Annotated in this window: 23 protein-coding genes; all 23 read left to right on the top strand. The window is 47.4% G+C overall.

All coding sequences use genetic code 11. The annotated features are described in order from the left end of the window. The first annotated feature begins 21 nt into the window (after positions 1-21). Positions 22-1,020, top strand: coding sequence for a phosphate acetyltransferase (gene pta, locus LZ11_RS00680; RefSeq protein WP_148865672.1), 999 nt, complete (start codon positions 22-24; stop codon positions 1,018-1,020). Positions 1,021-1,047: 27 nt separating this feature from the next. Then, positions 1,048-2,238: an acetate/propionate family kinase gene (locus tag LZ11_RS00675; protein ID WP_148865670.1), complete on the top strand. Its 1,191-nt coding sequence runs from the start codon at positions 1,048-1,050 to the stop codon at positions 2,236-2,238. Between the two features lie 69 nt (positions 2,239-2,307). Beyond that, on the top strand, positions 2,308-2,826 hold the full coding sequence (locus tag LZ11_RS00670; RefSeq protein WP_148865668.1) for a YceD family protein: 519 nt from the start codon (positions 2,308-2,310) through the stop codon (positions 2,824-2,826). An 11-nt stretch (positions 2,827-2,837) separates the two neighbouring features. After that, a complete protein-coding gene (gene rpmF / locus LZ11_RS00665) occupies positions 2,838-3,020 on the top strand; it encodes a 50S ribosomal protein L32 (RefSeq protein ID WP_148865666.1) in 183 nt (60 codons plus the stop codon). 221 nt (positions 3,021-3,241) lie between these two features. Beyond that, entirely contained in the window at positions 3,242-3,817 is a 576-nt protein-coding gene (fapR, locus tag LZ11_RS00660; RefSeq protein ID WP_148865664.1) for a transcription factor FapR, read from the top strand. Further along, positions 3,814-4,815 carry a phosphate acyltransferase PlsX gene (plsX, locus tag LZ11_RS00655; RefSeq protein ID WP_148865662.1) on the top strand — a complete coding sequence of 334 codons (1,002 nt, stop codon included), beginning with the start codon at positions 3,814-3,816 and terminating at the stop codon, positions 4,813-4,815. Before fapR ends, plsX begins: the two co-directional genes overlap by 4 nt. After that, on the top strand, positions 4,812-5,798 hold the full coding sequence (locus tag LZ11_RS00650) for a beta-ketoacyl-ACP synthase III (RefSeq protein WP_148865660.1): 987 nt from the start codon (positions 4,812-4,814) through the stop codon (positions 5,796-5,798). The genes plsX and LZ11_RS00650 overlap by 4 nt, the downstream gene beginning before the upstream one ends. Before the next feature lie 21 nt (positions 5,799-5,819). Next, positions 5,820-6,656 carry a DegV family protein gene (locus tag LZ11_RS00645; protein ID WP_148865658.1) on the top strand — a complete coding sequence of 279 codons (837 nt, stop codon included), beginning with the start codon at positions 5,820-5,822 and terminating at the stop codon, positions 6,654-6,656. Positions 6,657-6,673: 17 nt separating this feature from the next. Beyond that, positions 6,674-7,621 carry an enoyl-[acyl-carrier-protein] reductase FabK gene (gene fabK / locus LZ11_RS00640; RefSeq protein ID WP_148865656.1) on the top strand — a complete coding sequence of 316 codons (948 nt, stop codon included), beginning with the start codon at positions 6,674-6,676 and terminating at the stop codon, positions 7,619-7,621. Between the two features lie 5 nt (positions 7,622-7,626). Beyond that, positions 7,627-8,568, top strand: a complete 942-nt coding sequence (gene fabD / locus LZ11_RS00635; protein WP_148865654.1) for an ACP S-malonyltransferase — start codon at positions 7,627-7,629, stop codon at positions 8,566-8,568. After that, complete coding sequence (fabG, locus tag LZ11_RS00630) at positions 8,568-9,314, top strand: 3-oxoacyl-[acyl-carrier-protein] reductase (RefSeq protein WP_148865652.1); 747 nt, start codon at positions 8,568-8,570, stop codon at positions 9,312-9,314. The genes fabD and fabG overlap by 1 nt, the downstream gene beginning before the upstream one ends. 68 nt (positions 9,315-9,382) lie before the next feature. Further along, positions 9,383-9,616 (top strand): acyl carrier protein, encoded by a 234-nt coding sequence (gene acpP / locus LZ11_RS00625; protein ID WP_148865650.1) that lies wholly within the window; start codon positions 9,383-9,385, stop codon positions 9,614-9,616. A gap of 73 nt (positions 9,617-9,689) precedes the next feature. Then, positions 9,690-10,934: a beta-ketoacyl-ACP synthase II gene (gene fabF / locus LZ11_RS00620; RefSeq protein WP_148865648.1), complete on the top strand. Its 1,245-nt coding sequence runs from the start codon at positions 9,690-9,692 to the stop codon at positions 10,932-10,934. 16 nt (positions 10,935-10,950) lie between these two features. Continuing rightward, on the top strand, positions 10,951-11,676 hold the full coding sequence (gene rnc, locus LZ11_RS00615) for a ribonuclease III (RefSeq protein ID WP_148865647.1): 726 nt from the start codon (positions 10,951-10,953) through the stop codon (positions 11,674-11,676). A 77-nt stretch (positions 11,677-11,753) separates the two neighbouring features. Beyond that, the gene (locus LZ11_RS00610) at positions 11,754-12,014 is read left to right on the top strand and encodes a stage V sporulation protein S (protein ID WP_013275863.1); all 261 of its coding nucleotides are present in this window, start codon (positions 11,754-11,756) and stop codon (positions 12,012-12,014) included. A 107-nt stretch (positions 12,015-12,121) separates the two neighbouring features. Continuing rightward, on the top strand, positions 12,122-15,679 hold the full coding sequence (gene smc, locus LZ11_RS00605; RefSeq protein ID WP_148865644.1) for a chromosome segregation protein SMC: 3,558 nt from the start codon (positions 12,122-12,124) through the stop codon (positions 15,677-15,679). Between the two features lie 21 nt (positions 15,680-15,700). Continuing rightward, the gene (gene ftsY / locus LZ11_RS00600; RefSeq protein ID WP_148865642.1) at positions 15,701-16,597 is read left to right on the top strand and encodes a signal recognition particle-docking protein FtsY; all 897 of its coding nucleotides are present in this window, start codon (positions 15,701-15,703) and stop codon (positions 16,595-16,597) included. A gap of 73 nt (positions 16,598-16,670) precedes the next feature. Beyond that, positions 16,671-17,030: a YlxM family DNA-binding protein gene (gene ylxM, locus LZ11_RS00595; protein WP_148865640.1), complete on the top strand. Its 360-nt coding sequence runs from the start codon at positions 16,671-16,673 to the stop codon at positions 17,028-17,030. Position 17,031: 1 nt separating this feature from the next. Next, positions 17,032-18,372 (top strand): signal recognition particle protein, encoded by a 1,341-nt coding sequence (gene ffh / locus LZ11_RS00590; protein WP_148865638.1) that lies wholly within the window; start codon positions 17,032-17,034, stop codon positions 18,370-18,372. 14 nt (positions 18,373-18,386) lie between these two features. After that, positions 18,387-18,686, top strand: a complete 300-nt coding sequence (gene rpsP, locus LZ11_RS00585) for a 30S ribosomal protein S16 (protein WP_148865636.1) — start codon at positions 18,387-18,389, stop codon at positions 18,684-18,686. A 3-nt stretch (positions 18,687-18,689) separates the two neighbouring features. Then, positions 18,690-18,917, top strand: a complete 228-nt coding sequence (locus LZ11_RS00580; protein ID WP_148865633.1) for a KH domain-containing protein — start codon at positions 18,690-18,692, stop codon at positions 18,915-18,917. A 52-nt stretch (positions 18,918-18,969) separates the two neighbouring features. Next, positions 18,970-19,482, top strand: coding sequence for a ribosome maturation factor RimM (rimM, locus tag LZ11_RS00575; RefSeq protein ID WP_148865632.1), 513 nt, complete (start codon positions 18,970-18,972; stop codon positions 19,480-19,482). Next, entirely contained in the window at positions 19,482-20,225 is a 744-nt protein-coding gene (gene trmD, locus LZ11_RS00570; RefSeq protein WP_148865630.1) for a tRNA (guanosine(37)-N1)-methyltransferase TrmD, read from the top strand. The genes rimM and trmD overlap by 1 nt, the downstream gene beginning before the upstream one ends. Positions 20,226-20,250: the final 25 nt, after the last annotated feature.

The raw sequence follows: 20,250 nt of genomic DNA, 5'->3' as shown, positions 1-20,250 counted from the left end.
TAAGGAAAGGGGTAAAATGCCATGGATTTGATCCAGAAAATAAGGGAACGAGCCAAATCAACAAACAAAACCATAGTTCTAGCCGAAGGCGTTGATGAGAGAGTAGTTCGGGCGGCATCTGTAATCTGTGAGGAAAAGCTGGCGGATGTAGTGCTGCTGGGGAATGAGAATAAGATAAGGGCTGTGGCCGCAGACACCGATATTTCCGGTGTCGAAATCGTAGACCCAGTGGCTTCGCCTAAAGCCGAAGAGTATACGGCACTTTTGTACGAACTCAGGAAGGACAAGGGAATGACAGAAGAAAAGGCGCGGGAGCTGGTAAAAGATCCGATCTGGTTTGGCACGATGATGGTTAAAGCCGGGGATGTGGACGGCATGGTGGCGGGAGCTGTTACCGCGACGGCCGATGTGTTCAGACCGGCTTTTCAGGTTGTAAAGACCGCGCCGGGAGTCAGCGTCGTATCCAGCGCTTTTATGATGGTGGTGCCCGACTGCGAATACGGAGCAAACGGTGTAATGCTTTTTGCCGATTGTGCCATTAACCCGAATCCCGATGCCCAGCAGCTGGCTGAAATAGCCATCGCATCTTCTAGGACCTGGAAAGCTCTTATGGACGAAGAGCCGTATATCGCTATGCTGTCGTTTTCCACCAGGGGAAGCGCCCAGCACGAGCTGGTGGAAAAGGTAATGGAAGCCACCAGGATCGTTAAAGAAAAAGCTCCCGAATTAAAAGTTGACGGCGAATTACAGGCAGATGCGGCCTTGGTCCCCAAGGTGGCTAAAACAAAGGCCCCGGACAGTCAGGTGGCGGGTCGGGCCAATATATTGATCTTCCCGGATCTCAACGCCGGCAACATAGGCTATAAGCTGGTACAGCGCCTGGCAAAGGCCGAAGCAGTAGGTCCTATAAGTCAGGGCCTTGCAAAGCCGATAAACGACCTGTCGCGGGGGTGCAGCGCCGAAGATATCGTAAATGTAGCGGCTATAACGGCTCTTCAGGCCGCGAGCATGAATATTTAAATAAAATATCGAATTGGGGGATAAATCATGAAGGTTCTTGTCATAAATTGCGGAAGCTCTTCCTTAAAATATCAGCTCTTCAATATGGAAAATGAGACTGTACTCGCCAAGGGACTGGTTGAGAGAATAGGCCTTGAAGGTTCATTGCTGAAGCATCAGCCGGCTGGTAAAGATAAAGTTGAAATAAAGGCTGAAGTTCCCAACCATAAAGTTGCAGTAAAATTAATGCTGGACGCTCTCGTACACGAAGAATACGGGGTCATAAAGGATGTTTCCGAGATAGGTGCGGTGGGTCACAGGGTTGTCCACGGTGGAGAAAAGTTCTCCGGTTCGGTAAAGATCGATGACGATGTTATGAATGTATTGAAGGAATGCATACAGCTGGCTCCACTGCACAATCCGCCGAACATATGGGGAATTGAAGCCGTCAGGGAGATACTACCCGATGTTCCTATGGTGGGAGTTTTTGATACGGCTTTCCACCAGACGATACCCGAATACGCTTATATTTACGGCGTGCCGTACGAGCTTTACGAGAAATATTCTGTAAGGAGATATGGATTCCATGGCACTTCTCACAGATACGTTTCCATGAGAGCTGCCAAAGTGCTGAACCGCCCCCTGGCAACCCTGAAACTCGTTACACTTCACCTCGGCAACGGGTCCAGCATATCGGCGGTCAAAGGCGGAAAATTCGTGGAAAACAGCATGGGATTCACGCCTCTTGAGGGTATAACTATGGGTACCCGGTGCGGCACCATTGATCCGTATATACCGGTCTTCATAATGGAAAAAGAGGGGGTTCCCTTAGAGAAAATAAACGATTATCTGAATAAAAAGTGCGGTGTTTTGGGCATTTCTGGAGTCAGCAGCGATTTCAGAGATATCGAACAGGCCGCCGGAGAGGGCAATTACAGGGCAAAGCTGGCGCTGGAAGTTTTCACATACCAGGCCAAGAAGTATATCGGCGCTTACGCCGCGGCAATGAACGGGCTGGATGCCATAGTATTTACGGGCGGCATAGGCGAAAATTCGTCTACAGTAAGGCATATGATATGTAAGGATATGGAATATTTCGGGATAAAGATCGATGAAGAAAAAAACAGGATAAGGGGGCAGGAGGCCGACATATCGGCGGATGATGCACGTACCAGGGTCCTCGTCATACCGACCAATGAAGAACTTATGATCGCCAAAGATACCATTGCACTGATATAAGCCTTGACAGCGACCTTCGGTCCTTTTATAATTAAATGAGTTGAGTTTTTCGAATGAAGGTGAATTTAATTGGAACTCTCTATAGCGGACATAAAACAAAAGGTTGGTGCGGCGTACGATTTTGATGTAGAGGAAAAGGTAGAAGGACTGGAGTTCAAAGGAGAAAGGATAGATTTTGTAGCCCCGGTCCGGGTGAACGGTAGGGTTGAAAACCTCGGGAAAAAACTTTTCGGGGTTACTGGGGTAATTCATGCTGTCATTGAGGACCAGTGCTACAGGTGCCTCACAAAAACTCGAGTGGATCTAAAGATCGATTTTAACTTCAAGTTCAGCGAATCTCCGGAAAAGCACAAGGATGAAGAGGATGAAGTATTTCCCATAGAAGAAGACGTTATTAAGCTTGACACTCCTGTGATTAACGAAATAATATTAAATCTGCCCAGCAAAGTGCTGTGTTCGCCCGACTGCCGGGGATTTTGCCCCTATTGCGGTGTGGATCTCAACAGCGGTGAATGTAGGTGCAAAGGGACAAAAGTAGACCCGAGATTGCGGGTGCTGGAAAAGTTACTGGATACCAACAATGATTAGGAGGTGTTAGCATGGCAAATCCAAAGCGCAGGTTTTCCAAAGCCAGGACAGCAAAGCGCAGGGCCCAGTGGAAGCTGACATTGCCGTCCATAAATCAGTGCCCTCACTGCCACCATGTAAAAATGCCTCACAGGATATGCCCCAACTGCGGGTACTATAAAGGCCGCCAGGTAGTAAAAGTGGAAGCCGAGTAAAAAGGTGGTAAAAGAGAGAACATAACATAAAGTATGTTCTCTCTTTTATTTTTATCTATAACTTTCACGCCCGAATAACAGAATAACTTTAAAAGAAAGATCAAACTTCCAGCTGACGGTCAAAGTTGATCTTTTTTCATTATTTTGGTTGATTTTGATTAAAAAATAATATATACTATTAATAGCTGATCCTAAAAGCAACTATTATTGAGGTGATTATATTGTTTAAAAAAGGGTTGTCTAAAAGGGAAAGGCAAAAGGAGCTTCAGACCTTGCTTGCTGATGACCCTTTTTTAACCGACGAAGAGCTGGCGGAGAGGTTTAACGTCAGCGTCCAGACTATAAGGCTGGACCGGATGGAGCTTAAAATCCCGGAGCTTCGCGAAAGAATAAAAGCTGTAGCTCAGGAAAACTACTCCAAAGTCAGGGCAATAGGTGTAAAAGAGATTGTTGGTGAACTGGTAGATCTGGAACTGGGCAAAAGGGGTATTTCTATACTCGAGACCACCGAAGACATGACTTTCGAAAAAACAAAAATAGTGAGGGGAGATTTCATATTTGCCCAGGCAAACTCGCTGGCCATAGCTGTTATAGATGCAAACGTAGCTCTGACGGGAGTTGCCAATATAAAATATAAATCGCCCGTATTCGCGGGGCAGAAACTCGTTGCAAAGGCGGAAGTTACTAGAGTCAGGGGCAATAAACAGTTCGTCTTTGTAAGGGTATATGAGAAGCAGCGGGAAGTGTTTCGGGGTAAGTTTATACTGGTATCACTGGATGGCGGGGTGAATGTATGAAGATTATAGTAGATGCCATGGGTGGAGACAACGCTCCGGAGGAAGTGGTTTTAGGCGCTCTAGAGGCGGTGAAAAACCTGGACCTGGACGTCGTTCTGGTGGGAAATGAAGAAAAAATTCGGCGTTATATAACGACGCCGGCGCCGAAAATCGAAGTGGTGAACGCCGCTGAAGTTATAGGTAACGATGAACCGCCTGTAGCGGCTATCAGAACCAAAAAGGATGCGTCAATTCCCAAAGGCATGAGGCTGCTGAAAGAAGGACAAGGTAGCGCTATGGTTTCCGCCGGGAGTACCGGCGCCCTTATGGCCGGCGGCCTTTTTATCCTCGGGCGGTTTGAGGGAGTTGAAAGGCCTGCCATTGCCACCCTGGTTCCTACCAGAAAAAAGCCGGCGCTGTTGCTGGATATCGGCGCAAACAGCGATTCAAAACCCAGAAACCTCGTCCAGTTTGCCGTCATGGGGAGCGTCTACAGCAGGGAGATCCTGGGCGTTGAGAAACCCAGAGTAGGTTTGCTCAACATAGGCGTCGAGGAAGAAAAGGGGAGCAATGCCGTTAAAACGGCTTACGGGATATTGAAAGGATTAAAAGATATCAACTTCGGAGGAAATGCAGAAGCCAGGGACTTTTTCGATGGCGACTTTGACGTGGTAGTGTGTGACGGATTTGTGGGCAATATATTCCTCAAGACCGTTGAAGGCTTCGGGAGTTTTTTGCTGGACCAGTTAAAAACCGAAGTCAAAGGGAAACTTACATACTCAATAGGAGCTCTTTTAATAAAACCGGCTTTAAAAGCCGTCAAAGCCAGGATGGATTATTCCGAATACGGTGGAGCGATGTTTCTCGGTCTTGACGGAATTCTTATAAAGTGTCACGGCTCGTCGGACAGAAAGGCAATATTCAACGGTATTAAAATGGCAAAACAGTTTGCTGAAAGTGACGTGCATTTAAAATTGAAAAAAGCGCTTATAGATATAGAAGGAGAGTTATCGCCTTGAAAAGAGCAGGTATTATAGGTGTAGGGTCATATACTCCTGAAAAAGTACTTACAAATAACGATCTGGAAAAGATGGTGGAAACCTCCGATGAATGGATAAAGGCCAGGACAGGAATTTCTTACCGGCGGATCGCCGGCGAAAATACGGCTACCTCTGATATGGCTGTGAAGGCATCCTTCCACGCCCTGCAAAGGGCCGGGCTGGATCCCGGGGAACTGGATTTGATCATAGGCGCAACGGTAACTCCTGACATGATGTTTCCATCGACCGCATGCGTCGTGCAGAGAAGGATAGGAGCATTCAAGGCGGCCGCATTCGACCTGTCGGCCGGATGTACCGGATTTATATACGCCCTGACCACAGCTGCCCAGTTTATTGCAAGCGGCATGTACAGGAATATTCTCATCTTTGGTGCGGAGACTCTATCAAAAATTGTCGACTGGCAGGACAGGAATACGTGCGTATTGTTCGGAGACGGTGCGGGAGCAGCCGTAATAAGCGAGGTTGAACAAGGAGGAATCCTGGAAAGTCTTTTAGGAGCCGATGGAGGGGGAAAAGATCTGCTTTTCATGCCTGCCGGCGGGTCCAGGGAGCCGGCCAGTATTGAAACGGTAAGGGCCCGCAAGCATTACATTAAGATGAATGGGAACGAAGTGTTCAAATTTGCCGTAAAGATAATGGAGGAATCCACAAGAAAGGTGGTAGAAAAGGCGAACTTAACCATGAATGACGTGGCTCTTGTTATCCCGCACCAAGCGAATATGAGGATTATCGATGCAGCCGTAAAAAGGCTCGACATTCCCAAAGAAAAAGTGATGGTCAACCTGGATAGATACGGCAACATGTCTGCCGCATCGATCCCGGTGGCCCTGGACGAAGCCGTTAGAGAGAAAAGGATTAAAAAAGGTGATAAGGTGGTGCTGGTGGGGTTCGGAGCCGGCCTTACCTGGGGAGCTAATCTTATTGAGTGGAGTCTCAACTGATATGAATTGGCAGGTGAGCTTATGGAGTCTGTAAAAATAGTGACCGACAGCACAGCGGACTTGCCGGCGGATGTAGTGGAGAAGTACGGAATCAGCATAGTGCCGTTAAAAATATTTTTCGGGGAAGAAGAATACAGGGATGGTATTGATATAACACCCGATGAGTTCTATAAAAAGTTGAGGACATCGCCCCACCACCCCCGGACATCCCAGCCACCTCCTACAGAGTTTGTCGAATGCTTTAAAAAACTGGCAAATAATGCTACGCGCGTAATATCGATTCACCTGTCCGGCAAGCTGAGCGGAACCTACAATTCCGCCGTTGTGGCCGGGAGCATGGTTGATATTCCCGTAGATGTGGTGGATTCACAAGGAGCGTCGATGATGCTGGGATTCATGGCAATCGAAGCGGCCAAGGCGGCCCGGGAAGGCAAACAAGCAGGTGAGATCCTCGATACGGTAGAGGATTTGAAAAAGAGAATCCGGATATATTTTTTGGTGGACACCCTTGAGTACCTGCGTAAGGGTGGGAGGATAGGAAGAGCGGCGGCCCTTCTTGGAAATCTACTCAATGTAAAACCGGTGCTTACTATAGAAGATGGTCTGATAACTCCGGTGGAGAGAATCCGGGGAAAAGCAAAGGCGCTTAACAAGCTGCTGGAAAAAATTTCTCAGGATGCGGCCAGGGGCCCGCTTACGGGGGCCGTTGTACATTCCGATTGCCTTGAAGAAGCCTCGCGATTTAAAAAAGTCATCGAAGAACGATTTGAATTCAGAGAGCTTTACCTGACAACCCTGGGGTGTGTTCTGGGCGCTCATTCAGGGCCGGGTCTCATAGGAGTCGTATATTACTACTAGTTGTTAGGGGGATTCTCATGTTCCACACTGAAATATGCGACCTGCTGGGGATTAAATACCCTATAATACAGGGAGGGATGGCCTGGGTGGCTACCGCTGAACTGGTAGCGGCCGTCTCCAATGCCGGCGGTCTTGGCATAATAGGGGCGGGCAACGCACCGGCCGAGGCGGTAAGAGAAGAGATCAGGAAAACCAGATCCCTGACCGATAAGCCCTTTGGGGTTAACGTGTATTTCATGTCTCCTTTCGTCGATGAGGTAATGAAGGTGATCATCGAAGAAAGAGTTCCGGTAGTGACCACCGGAGCCGGGAACCCGGGCAAATACATACCCAACTTGAAGGAAGCCGGTATTAAAATTATCCCGGTAATAGCCTCCGTCGCTCTGGCCCAGAGACTTGAAAAAATGGGTGTGGATGCGGTTATCGCCGAAGGTATGGAGTGCGGTGGCCATATAGGAGATATCACGACGATGGCTCTGGTACCCCAGGTGGTTGACGCCGTTAAAATCCCGGTAATAGCAGCCGGAGGCATTGCGGATGCAAGGGGATTCCTCGCGGCTTTAACACTGGGGGCGAAGGGCGTTCAAATGGGTACAAGATTCATATGCTCGAAGGAATGCACTGTTCACGAAAACTATAAACAGGCGGTCATTAAGGCCGGAGACCGGAGCACCGTGGTAACCGGAAGGCCCACGGGACACCCGGTAAGAGTGTTGAAGAACAAACTGTCTCGAAAGTTTGAGCTGCTGGAGGAAAAGGGGGCAAACCCGAAAGAATATGAGGCCCTTGGCGCGGGGAAACTGAAAGCAGCGGTGGAAGGTGATGCGGAGTACGGCTCACTGATGGCAGGGCAGATAGCCGGCCTTGTAAACGAAATTAAACCTGTGAAAGAAATAATAGAAGAAATTGTCAACGATGCCAGGGTGCTGCTGGATGGAATGGTATCCGGTAAAAAGTGGAGGTAGTATTGATGGGAAAAGTGGCGTTTTTGTTTGCCGGGCAGGGTGCCCAATACGTCGGTATGGGCAGGGAGCTGACCGCCAATTTTGAAACGGCAAGAAAAATTTTCGACAGGGCCGACGAAGTATTGGGCTATAAAATTTCCGAAATCTGCTTTAACGGTCCTGAAGAGAGGCTGAAGGAAACCGCCAACACCCAGCCGGCCATTTTAACTCACAGTGTAGCCTGCTACTTCTTACTGAAAGAAGAAGGGATAGTCCCCGACGTGGTGGCGGGGTTGAGCTTGGGAGAGTATTCCGCCCTTGTAGCTGCAGAATCCATAGACTTCGAGGAAGCGGTACGCCTGGTGCGGAAGAGGGGCATGTATATGCAGGAAGCCGTGCCGCCGGGACAGGGAGCCATGGCTGCAATAATCGGTCTAGGAAAGCAGGAGGTGCTCAGAGTCTGTGAACTCGCTTCGGAGACCGGAGTGGTGGAAGCCGCCAATTTTAACTGTCCGGATCAGATAGTGATTTCCGGGGAAGTGAGGGCTGTTGAAAAGGCGGTAGAGATCGCAAAAGAAAAGGGCGCCAGGAAAGCTGTCATGCTGCCCGTAAGCGCGCCTTTCCACTGCAGCCTTCTTAAGCCGGCGGGTGAAAAGCTTGCGGTGGAGCTGGATAAAATCTACATAAAATCTGCTAAAATTCCCCTAGTTTCAAATGTAACTGCGGACCTGGTTAGCGAAGGTGCCGTAATAAAGGAACTTCTAGTAAAACAGGTGAGCTCTCCGGTACTCTGGGAAGACATCGTCAACAAAATGAGAGAAATGGGAGTGGATACTTTTGTGGAGTTAGGGCCCGGTAGAGCGCTTTCGGGGTTTGTCAAGAAAATCGACAGAGCCCTGGTTACCCTGAATGTGGAGGACATTGAATCCCTGCGCAAGACTATAGGTTACTTTAGGGGGAGGAAATAATGGACTTGTCAGGTAAAGCCTGTATAGTTACGGGAGGTTCTAGAGGGATAGGCAGGAGCATAAGTATTAAACTAGCCCGAAGCGGGGCTGTCGTAGTAGTTAATTATAAGACAAATGAAAAATCAGCCCTGGAAGTCGTGGCCGAAATAGAAAGTTTGGGTGGTACGGCAATGGCCTACAGAGCCGACGTGGCCGATTACAATCAGGCCGCCAAGATGGTTGAAGACGTTTACCAGAAATACGGTCGAATCGACGTGCTTGTGAATAACGCCGGCATCACAAGGGATGCTTTGATACTGCGCATGACCGAAAAAGATTGGGATGATGTGATCAACACCAATTTAAAGGGTCTCTACAATACCACAAAAAGTGTTGTAAAGTATATGGTGAAGCAGCGGGGTGGGAAGATAATTAACATTTCCTCGGTAGCCGGTATATACGGCAATGCAGGGCAGGCAAATTACGCTGCTGCCAAAGCGGGAATAATAGGATTTACTAAAGCGCTGGCCAAGGAGCTGGGCAGCAGGGGCATAACCGTAAATGCCGTCGCACCGGGATTCATAAAGACCGACATGACTTCGGCGATGATTCAGAAAACTTCAGAGGACGTCATAGCTGAAAAAATTGCCCTTAAAAGATTGGGAGAACCCGAGGATGTGGCAAACCTCGTAGCTTTTCTGGCATCGGACGAGTCAAGCTATATAACCGGGCAGATTATCGCTATTGACGGTGGGCTCACTTTATAATATCTTAAAATAAGGAATAAACTAATGGGGACAATCTGAATTTCACTCCATAGAAGGGGGGTGAATTAATGGAAATTCTAGACAGGGTAAAGAAAATCATTGCCGACCAGTTAGGCGTCGATGAAGATGAAGTGGTACCCGAGGCTTCCTTTATCGACGACCTGGGGGCAGATTCACTGGATATTGTTGAATTAATAATGGCTTTTGAGGAAGAATTCGACCTTGAAATCCCTGATGAAGACGCAGAAAAGATCAAAACCGTTCAAGACGTGATAGATTACATAAAAAATCACACATCATAAGGTTGATCGGTAAGTCCCGTGAAGTTTTCGCGGGACTTACTTTAAATAATACTTTGCTTGGGGGAGAACCAAAATGCAAAAACAGCGCGTGGTTATTACAGGATTGGGAGTAATATCGCCGGTCGGAACAGGCAAGGAGAAGTTCTGGAAATCCCTTCTTGAAGGGAAATCCGGAATAGATTATATAACACGCTTTAATTGCGATGAATTCCCCACCAAATTCGCAGGAGAGGTAAAAGACTATAACCCGGAGGACTATATAGATAACAAGGAATTAAAGAGGCTGGATCGTTTTGCGCAGTTTGTCATTGGGGCTGCCGGAATGGCCATAGATGACGCCGGGCTGGATCTGTCCTCCGTAGATCTAACTAGGGTCGGGGTCGTTGTCGGCTGCGGAATAGGCGGAGTTGAAACCTGGGAGAAACAGTATAGCGTTCTGATGGAAAAAGGTCCGAAACGCGTCAGCCCGTTTTTCGTCCCGATGATGATATCTAACATGGCCTCAGGCCAGATCTCGATATTTTTCAACCTCAAAGGGCCTAATTTTACAGTCACTACCGCCTGCGCTTCGGGCACCGCGGCAATAGGCGAAGCCTTCAGGATACTCCAGAGGAACGAAGCGGACGTAATTTTAACGGGCGGTACGGAGGCCCCCATTACCCCACTATCTCTAGCAGGCTTTTCTTCAATGAAGGCCCTTTCCACCAGAAACGAAGATCCGTCCAGGGCCAGCCGACCTTTTGATAAGGACAGGGACGGCTTCGTGATGGGCGAAGGGGCAGGTATCCTGGTAATGGAAACGCTGGAACATGCCCTGAAAAGAGGAGCTCGCATATACGCTGAAGTTTTGGGATACGGCTGTACAGCTGATGCCCATCATTTGACTCAACCGGCTCCCGAAGGGGAAGGGGCGAAAAGAGCCATGCTGGCGGCTATCAAGGATGCGGGAATACAGCCTGAGGAAATAGATTACATTAACGCCCATGGCACCTCTACTCCGTTGAACGATAAATTTGAAACGATGGCCATAAAGAGCGTGTTTGGCGAGCACGCATACAACCTGTTCATTAGTTCCACCAAATCCATGACCGGGCATCTCCTTGGGGCGGCGGGAGCAGTGGAGGCGATTGCGACTGTGATGACGGTATATACCGATGAGGTGCACCCCACCATCAACTATGAAACCCCGGACCCGGAATGCGACCTAAATTATGTGCCGAATACTTCCGTGAAAAAAAAGATCAATGTGGCACTCTCGAACTCCATGGGTTTCGGAGGCCACAACGCCACCATAATAATAGGCAAAATAAAAAATTAGATGAGGTTTTCGAGAAATGGCTGTAGATGAAAAAAGATGTGGTGAATTGAAAAAATTGCAGCAAATCCTGGGTGTCGATTTTGATGATCTTGATATTCTAAACAAGGCTCTCATACATCCTTCTTATGCTTACGAAAAGGGGCTTTCTTCCCAGGAACACAATCAGAGGCTTGAATTTCTGGGGGATGCGGTGCTGGAACTGGCAATAAGCGAGTGGATCTACGATAAGTATCCCAATTATACGGAAGGGGAGCTGACAAAATTAAGAGCTCTGCTGGTGTGCGAGGAAAGCCTGGCGTATCTTTCGCGAAAGCTCACTCTAGGAGATTTTTTAATAATGGGCAAAGGCGAGGAAATCACCGGCGGCAGAGAAAAAGCTTCCATACTCGCCGATACCTTTGAAGCTCTGATCGGCGCCATGTATCTTGATAAGGGTTTTGATGTTGTCACCGGCTTTATAAGGGAGAAGTTCAAACCCATTATGGAAAAGGCCGAAGAAGGAAAATTGTTCCCCGATTACAAGACAGCTCTTCAGGAGATGTTGCAGAGGATCTCACCCGATAGGATTACTTATAATGTGGTAAAAGAAGAGGGGCCTGATCACGACAAGACGTTTTTTGTTGAGGTCGTGTGGAAGGATAAGGTTCTGGGCTGCGGCTGCGGCAAAAGTAAGAAAGAGGCCGAACAGAACGCCGCAAGATCGGCAATACGATTCTTAAAAAACAGAAATATGGCAATATAATGTTTACAATTGAGAAGGAATTTTGTATGAGTCATAGAATATATTAAATAAAAAAAATTTAAGGGGGTATATGTAGAATGGAAGTACTAAAGGTGTCAGCTCAGTCAAAACCCAAGGCCGTTGCTGGTGCTCTGGCAGCCGTCCTGAGAGAAAAAGGGGTAGCTGAACTTCAGGCAGTAGGTGCTGGAGCTGTAAATCAAGCGGTTAAAGCAATTGCAATAACCAGAGGGTTTGTCGCTCCTAATGGCATCGATCTGGTTACCGTTCCTGCTTTTGCAGAGATTGAAATTGACGGTGAAGAAAGAACAGCAATTAAATTTATAGTAGAACCCCGATAAGTTTTTGGGAGTGAATACCTGTCTTTCCGGACAGGTATTTTTATTTAGCTCTTTATATGGTAAAATCTAAAGGGTGAGCGGGATTCAGGTAAAGGAGGTTTGTTTTTTTGTATCTAAAAAGGGTCGAACTACAAGGTTTTAAATCCTTTGCCGATAGGATAGAAATCGAATTTCAACCCGGTATCAACGCCATAGTCGGCCCTAACGGCAGCGGCAAGAGCAACATAACCGACGCTATCCGCTGGGTATTGGGTGAGCAGAGCATTAAAACGCTGCGCGGGTCAAAGCTGGAAGACGTCATTTTTGCAGGCAGTCATGGCCGAAGGCCCATGGGCATGGCCGAGGTATCAATAATCCTGGATAATTCGGACCATTTACTGCCCTTGGAGTATTCGGAAGTATGTATAACAAGACGGGTGTTCCGCTCCGGTGAAAGTGAATTTTACCTCAACAAGGTTCCCTGCAGGCTGAAGGACATCCAGGAGTTGTTCATGGATACGGGGATAGGAAAGGACGGCTACTCCATAATCAGTCAGGGGGAAGTGGACGAGTTTTTGATAAGCAGGCCCGAAGAGAGGCGCCTGATGTTTGAAGAGACAGCCGGTATAATGAAACACAGGGCGAGAAAGAGGGAAGCCGAAAAAAAGCTGGAAGAGACCATGGCAAATTTGACCAGAGTGGACGATATATTGGCAGAGATCGAAGCTCAGCTGGAACCTCTGTTTTTACAGCGGGAGAAGGCACTAGAATACCAGAAACTATCTGAACAGCAAAAGCTGCTGGAGGTCAACCTGCTCTTATTAGACCTGGAAAGGCTTCAGGAAAAACTGGCTCAAGTTGTCTCCGGCCTTGCAGAAAAAAATTTAGCGCTGGAACAAATAAGAAATAAAAAGGCCAATCTGGAGGCAAGGCTGGTACATATTAAAAGGGAGCTGTACAACAAGCAGGAAGAGTACGAAAGACTCCACGGAGAGTTTTTCAATAAAAATGCGGAGAAAATGGAAATAGAAAAGGAAAAAGAGTGGCAGAAAGAAAGGCTCAGACAGTTGGAAGAAGATCTAAGCATAACCGAACAAAAACTCAGCGCTTTAAATGAAAAGCTGGCGGCAGCAAGAAACAATTTGAGCTGCAAGGTCAAAGAGCTGGAGGAAAAAATTAGAGAAATCAACGGTATGGAGCTAAAATTATACGAGAAAGAGAAGGCATTAACCTCCGTGGATTCGCGGATAAGGGAAAAACAGGTTACTATCGAAAACTTGAAAGGCGACGTTATAGACCTTTTGAATTCCGCTTCAGAAATTAAGAATATGATTACAAGCCTCATAACCATGAAGGACAATATGCAAAAGCGCATAACACAAATAGAAAAAGAGCTGAGCCAGATCGATGAGGCTAATTCTTTAACGTTGCGGGAACTGGACAGTATTAACGGAAGGCTGGCGGGTCTGAAAGAAAACCTCAATGATTTCAACAGAAAGCTGGAACACCTGCAAAAGGTGCTCGAGGAGCAGAACGGCGAATACAGGAATACTGGAAAATTGCTGCAGGAAAAAATTATCCTGCTTAACGAATTAAAGTCCCGTTACAGAGCCTTGGACGAAATAAATCAGAGTTACGAAGGTTATCAGTTGGGTGTGAAGAACCTTCTCTCTCATCTGAAAAGAGGCAAAATTAATGTAAGCGGGATATACGGAACCGTCGCGGATATTATAGATACCGACAGAAAAATGGAGACTGCTATAGAGGCCGCCCTGGGAGGGGCGCTTCAAAACATCGTGTGTGATACCGAACAGAACGCTAAAGAAGCCATTGAATATCTGAAGCGCAACAACCTCGGCCGCGCCACTTTTCTACCCCTTTCATCGGTAAAACCCAGATCATTAAGCCCGGATGAAAACTGGATCCTCACGTTGCCGGGTTGTATAGGGGTCGCTTGCAGGCTGATAGGATACGATAAAAAGTTTACTCCGGTTTTGGCTCATCTTCTAGGCAGGGTCATTGTTGCAGAAGACATAGACAGCGCTCTGACAATAGCCAGGAAAACGGATTTCGGCATAAAAGTCGTTACGCTGGAAGGGGAGATAATAAACCCCGGCGGTCCTATAACCGGGGGCAGCTTAAAAAAATCCAGCCTGCTGTTGAGCCGCAAAAGGGAATTCAGGGAAATCAAGGAGAAAATGGGTATCATTGAAGAAGAAATATCCGCCCTGAAAAACAGGATCAGTTCCCTGGAGGAAGCCATGGAAAAAACCCAAAAGTCCATCGAGGCCCTTAATCAAAACGTTTACATATCCAACCTTGAGATTGCAGGTCTTGAAAAAGAACAGATGGAAAAAAAGGGTTTGATGGAAGAGAGGTTGGAAAGGCAGCGGCTTTTAAAACTCGAAAAAAAGCAGGTCGAAAGAGATGTAGAAGATATCGACCGCCAGATTCTAAAGGTACAGGAGGATATAAGCTGCATAGAAGAGCAAAATGCAGAACACCAGTCCAGGGTAGAGACCCTTCAGAGGGAAATTGTGGAAAGTAAAAAATTGAGGGATGAACTTGAAAAGGAAATAAATGACCTGAAAGCTGTTTTGAACTCTCTCAGACAGGAAGAACTCGGCCTCAAATATCAGATTCAAAACCTTGAACAGAATATGGAAGGATGGCAAAAAGAGAAGAAAGAACTGGAGCAAAATATGGATGCAATCCGGGAAGCCCTGGAATCCACCGGAAACAAAATCCGGGAATTGCAGCACAGGTTGGAAGATCACGCCAGAAATCAGGCAAATTTACACAATGCTTTGGTAGAAGTGAAGAATCAAAAAGAAGAAATCGAACGAAACATAGAGGCAATCCAAAAAGACCTGGTGCGGCTCGAACGAGAGGGTAAAAAGGCGGAGAATGCGCTGGGAGAATACCGTATCAGCGAGGCTTCGCTGAAAATTGAGATAGAACACATAGAAGCCGGGCTCATGGAAAAATACTCCATGTCTGTGAAAGACGCATTGGGCTTAAAACGAGACCTGGGCGGTTACGAAAGGATGCAGCAAGAGCTTTATTCCGTTAAAGACAAGATTATAGCTCTGGGTACGGTTAACTTGAATGCCATCGAGGATTACGAAAACCTCAAATCCAGGTATGATTTTTTAAAGAGCCAGAGGGACGACCTGCTCCAGGCAAAAATAAAACTGGACGACCTCATAAAGGATTTAACAAAGACCATGGAAGAAATGTTTTTAAACACCTTTCAAAGGGTTAAAGTGGAGTTTCAAAAAGTGTTCGTTGAACTTTTCGGAGGAGGTAAAGCGGAATTAATTCTGGACGACGGGGAAAATCTTCTGGACTCCGGAATTGAGATAATCGCTCAGCCACCGGGTAAAAAACTGCAAAACCTAACGCTGTTATCCGGCGGTGAGAGGGCCCTAACGGCTATTGCCTTGCTTTTTTCAATATTGAACATTAAAGCAACGCCTTTTTGTATACTTGACGAGATTGAAGCGGCTCTGGACGATGCCAATATAGACAGGTTTACACGTTATTTGAAAAAAGTGTCCGGGCATACCCAGGTAATAATAATAACCCACAGAAAGGGTACAATGGAGGTTGCCGACGCCCTTTACGGCATAGCCATGGAAGAAACCGCGGTATCGAAATTAATAACTGTAAAACTGGAGGATTAAATACAGGGAGGATGTGGGAATATGGGTTTTTTTGACCGCCTGAAGCAGAGCCTTGCAAAAACCAGAGACTCCTTGGCCGGAAAAGTTGAAAGCCTTCTGAAATTCTCAACAAAAATAGATGAAGATACCCTTGAAGAACTTGAAGAAATCCTCATAACCGCTGATATAGGTGTTGATACCACAGAAAAACTTATTTCCCGTCTCAGGGAGAAGGTAAAGGCAGAAAAGATCAAATCTCCGGAAGAGCTGAAGGAAGCCCTGAAAAACGAGATTATAAATGTCTTCCCGGAGCCGAAGTTCGACATTATTCCCCCGGCTATTATCCTCATAGTGGGAGTAAACGGCGTGGGGAAAACCACTACAATAGGTAAGCTGGCTTATAAATTTAAATCCAAAGGCAAAAAAGTGATCCTCGCCGCCGCCGATACCTTCAGAGCGGCGGCGACCGAACAGCTTTCGATCTGGGGCCAGAGAGTGGGTGTTGATGTCATAAAGCACCAGGAGGGATCGGATCCGGCGTCGGTCTTATTCGATGCTATACAGGCAGGTAAAGCCCGCCGCGCGGACATAATAATCTGCGATACTGCCGGCAGGCTGCACACTAAGAAAAACCTTATGGAGGAGCTCAAAAAACTCTACAGGGTCAGTGAAAAGGAGTACCCGGAAGCGAGAATTTCGAGCCTGCTGGTGCTGGACGCCACTACCGGACAGAACGCTATAGCGCAGGCCAGAATTTTTAAAGAAGCCGTAAATATTTCCGGGATCATCCTCACCAAACTGGACGGCACGGCAAAAGGCGGTGTGGCTGTGGCCATCGCTTCAGAATTAAACCTGCCGGTGCTTTTCGTCGGTGTCGGCGAGGGCGTGGACGACCTGCAGGAATTCGACCCGAATGCCTTTGTGGATGCGATATTTTAAATATCTGTTGACTGGGCTCTGGTTATTGTATAAAATAAGTATGTAAAGCGTAAATCCTTTACAGGTGAAACAAATGCCGGACCTTTTGAGATTGAGCCTTTTGTACGATTTTTACGGGGCTTTTTTGACCGATAGACAGAGAGAATTTTTCGAGCTTCACTTTTTCAGCGACTGGTCTTTGAGCGAAATTGCGGATAATTTCGGCGTCACCCGCCAGGGCGTTTTTGATGTCATACACCGCTCCACCGCTTTTCTGGAGGATTGCGAGAAGAAACTGGGACTGGTGGGAAGGTTTCTTTTCATGACGAGAGGCATGGAAAGAATTCTAAAGTCCCTTGAGGAACTGGAGCCTTTTATCAGCGAACAGGGCAAGACCAGGTGGAAAAGAGTGTGCGACGAACTCGCCATGCTTATAAAAGAAGGGTGTGAATGACTTGGCGTTTGAAGCCTTGACTCAAAAACTGGAAGCAGTATTCAAGAAATTGAGGGGAAAAGGGAAGTTAACCGAGGCCGACGTGAAACAGGCAATGCGAGAAGTTAAGCTCGCCCTGCTTGAGGCCGACGTTAACTACAAGGTTGTAAAGGATTTCATTCAGAGGGTGACCGAACGCGCCGTAGGGCAGGAGGTTATGGAGAGCCTGACTCCCGCCCAGCAGGTGATCAAGATAGTAAACGACGAGCTCACCAGATTAATGGGGTCGAAAGAATCCAGGCTGAATTTTTCGCCTTCAAAAGTTACCGTTATCATGATGGTAGGATTGCAGGGATCGGGGAAAACCACCACCGCCGGAAAGCTCGGGCTTTATCTTTCAAAAAAGGGAAGAAGGCCTCTGTTGGTGGCGGCCGACATATACCGCCCCGCAGCTATCAAACAGCTGCAGGTTGTGGGAGAAAAGATTGGATTACCCGTTTTTACCATGGGTGAGCAGAATCCCGTAAATATTTCCAGGGCTGCCCTGGAATACGCGTCCCGGCATAACAACGATGTCGTCATTATAGATACAGCCGGCCGGCTGCACATAGACGACGAATTGATGCAGGAGCTCATAAACATTAAGGATGCCGTAAATCCCGATGAGATCCTGCTCGTAGTGGACAGCATGACCGGTCAGGACGCAGTAAATGTGGCCGAAGCTTTCCATAATAAGCTGCAGCTCACAGGGCTCATCCTGACAAAGCTGGACGGAGACACCAGAGGAGGGGCGGCGCTTTCAATAAAGGCCGTTACCGGATGTCCCATAAAATTCGTTGGTATGGGAGAAAAGCTCACGGATCTGGAGCCCTTTTACCCGGAGCGGATGGCATCCAGGATCCTGGGTATGGGTGATGTGCTAAGTCTTATCGAGAAGGCCACTGCCGCTATAGATCATAATAAGGCTCGGGAATTGGAAGAAAAAATCAGGAAAGAAGATTTTACTCTGAATGATTTTCTGGAACAGCTGAAGCAGGTCAGAAAAATGGGATCTCTCGACCAGATTTTAAACATGATACCGGGCTTTTCGCCGCAGAAGCTGCAGGGTGTTGAATTTAACGAGAAGGAACTCGTCCATATAGAAGCCATAATCAATTCCATGACCAAGGAAGAGCGTCTGAATCCGAGCATTATAAACGGAAGCCGGCGCAGGAGAATCGCCATGGGAAGCGGTACCTCGGTTCAGGATGTTAACAGGCTTTTAAGACAATTCGAGCAAACCAAGAAGATGATGAAGCAGTTGAGCGAACTGGAAAAAGGCAAAAAAAAAGGCAGGTTCAAGTTGCCCTTTTTTAACCTGTAAAAGGAGGTGAAAAAATGGCGGTAAGGATAAGATTAAGGCGCATGGGGGCCAAAAAGAGGCCTTTTTACCGAATCGTTGTGGCCGACAGCCGGAGCCCGCGGGACGGTAGATTCATAGAAGAGATTGGTTACTATAACCCGCTCACCGACCCGGCTGAAATAAAAATCAATGAAGAAAAGGCCCTGGACTGGATGAGAAAGGGTGCCCAACCTACCGATACCGTAAAGCACTTATTCAAGACCACCGGTATCCTTGAAAAGTACAAAGCCCAGAAGTCTAACCGCGAAGAAAATTCTGATGCGAAGGAGGAATAAGTCTTGATAGAACTGGTAGAGTACATTGCCAAAGCTTTAGTAGACCATCCCGAAGAGGTAGCGGTGAATAGGGTGGAAGGCGAACAGTCCGTAATAATTGAATTAAAAGTCCACCCCGATGACATGGGCAAAATAATCGGGAAACAGGGAAGGATAGCAAAGGCTATCAGAACCGTTGTCAAAGCAGCAGCTGCCAAAGAAGGCAAAAGAGTAATCGTGGAAATTTTATAAAAGGGTTAGGATTCTACCTAACCCTTTTATTCGAAGATGGGAGGCCTTTTCCTTGAGAGAGTACATAACCGTCGGGAGGGTACTCGCTCCCTGGGGAGTTAGAGGGCAGGTCAAAGTAGAGCCTTTAACCGACGACGTAGCCCGGTTCCGGAAGCTAAAATCGGTTCTGGTTGAAGAAGACGGTGCTTTAAAATCTTACGGTGTAAATTCCGTGGTGTTTCTCAAAAAAGATTTCGTGGTTTTAGAGCTTCAAGGAATCGATGCGGTAGAATCCGCCGAACGCTTTAGGGGCAGGTATCTTATGGTTCACAGGAAGGATGCTGTAAAGCTTCCTGAGGGGCATTATTTCATCTGCGATATAATCGGTATGGAGGTTTACAAAGAAGAGGATGGCGAGCTGCTCGGGCGGGTTCAGGATGTACTCAAAACGGGAGCCAATGACGTATACGTGGTTGGCCTGAAAGACGGCAGAGAACTGCTGCTGCCCGCCATAAGGGATGTCGTAAAAGAGATTGACCTGGAAAATAATAAAATGGTGGTAAAACTTATGGAGGGAATGGAGTAGTGCTTTTATTTCATATCCTCACCCTTTTTCCGGAATTCTTCGCCGGACCGCTGGATGTGAGCATATTGAAAAGGGCCCGGGAGAAGGGCCTCATAAAAATAGAGCTTTTAAATATCAGGGATTTTTCCAGGGACAAGCATAAGAAAGTTGACGACTACCCTTACGGTGGGGGCGCGGGTATGGTTATGAAACCCGAACCCATCTTTGAGGCTGTGGATTTTGCGGTGGGTAGCGTTGAGGCGAGAAAGAGGCGGATAATCCTGCTTTCACCCCAGGGCAGAATTTTCAACCAGGAGATGGCCAGGGAATTGTCCTGCGAAGAGCATATAATTCTCATATGCGGCCATTACGAAGGTGTCGACGAAAGGGTAAAAACCATAATAACCGATGAGGTATCACTGGGGGATTTTGTATTGACCGGAGGTGAAATCCCGGCCCTGGCGGTAGTAGATGCCACCTCCAGGTTGGTGCCGGGCGTTCTGGGCAGCTACGAGTCGGTGAGCGAGGAGTCGTTTTCCAACGGTCTGCTGGAATATCCCCATTATACGAGACCGGAGGTTTACAGGGGGCTTCGAGTTCCGGAGGTTCTGCTCTCGGGAAACCATAGGGAAATAGAGCTGTTCAGGCGCAGGGAAGCTCTCAGGCGTACTCTGGAAAAAAGGCCCGATCTTTTTAAAAAACTCAAGCTGACGGAACTGGATAAAAAATTGCTGGAAGAAATGGGTTTCGGTTGTCAAGAATAATGGGTTGTGCTATAATAGGTTCTGT

The sequence above is a fragment of the Thermosediminibacter litoriperuensis genome (genome assembly GCF_008124715.1).
GTDB lineage: Bacteria > Bacillota > Thermosediminibacteria > Thermosediminibacterales > Thermosediminibacteraceae > Thermosediminibacter > Thermosediminibacter litoriperuensis.
Note: the sequence above shows the minus strand (reverse complement) of the source record. Positions and strands in the feature narration are given on the sequence as shown.

Coding starts and splice junctions, on each gene's coding strand:
- pta (WP_148865672.1), top strand. CDS start 22: ATGGATTTGATCCAGAAAATAAGGGAACGAGCCAAATCAACAAACAAA.
- LZ11_RS00675 (WP_148865670.1), top strand. CDS start 1,048: ATGAAGGTTCTTGTCATAAATTGCGGAAGCTCTTCCTTAAAATATCAG.
- rpmF (WP_148865666.1), top strand. CDS start 2,838: ATGGCAAATCCAAAGCGCAGGTTTTCCAAAGCCAGGACAGCAAAGCGC.
- plsX (WP_148865662.1), top strand. CDS start 3,814: ATGAAGATTATAGTAGATGCCATGGGTGGAGACAACGCTCCGGAGGAA.
- LZ11_RS00645 (WP_148865658.1), top strand. CDS start 5,820: ATGGAGTCTGTAAAAATAGTGACCGACAGCACAGCGGACTTGCCGGCG.
- fabK (WP_148865656.1), top strand. CDS start 6,674: ATGTTCCACACTGAAATATGCGACCTGCTGGGGATTAAATACCCTATA.
- fabD (WP_148865654.1), top strand. CDS start 7,627: ATGGGAAAAGTGGCGTTTTTGTTTGCCGGGCAGGGTGCCCAATACGTC.
- fabG (WP_148865652.1), top strand. CDS start 8,568: ATGGACTTGTCAGGTAAAGCCTGTATAGTTACGGGAGGTTCTAGAGGG.
- acpP (WP_148865650.1), top strand. CDS start 9,383: ATGGAAATTCTAGACAGGGTAAAGAAAATCATTGCCGACCAGTTAGGC.
- fabF (WP_148865648.1), top strand. CDS start 9,690: ATGCAAAAACAGCGCGTGGTTATTACAGGATTGGGAGTAATATCGCCG.
- rnc (WP_148865647.1), top strand. CDS start 10,951: ATGGCTGTAGATGAAAAAAGATGTGGTGAATTGAAAAAATTGCAGCAA.
- LZ11_RS00610 (WP_013275863.1), top strand. CDS start 11,754: ATGGAAGTACTAAAGGTGTCAGCTCAGTCAAAACCCAAGGCCGTTGCT.
- ftsY (WP_148865642.1), top strand. CDS start 15,701: ATGGGTTTTTTTGACCGCCTGAAGCAGAGCCTTGCAAAAACCAGAGAC.
- ylxM (WP_148865640.1), top strand. CDS start 16,671: ATGCCGGACCTTTTGAGATTGAGCCTTTTGTACGATTTTTACGGGGCT.
- rpsP (WP_148865636.1), top strand. CDS start 18,387: ATGGCGGTAAGGATAAGATTAAGGCGCATGGGGGCCAAAAAGAGGCCT.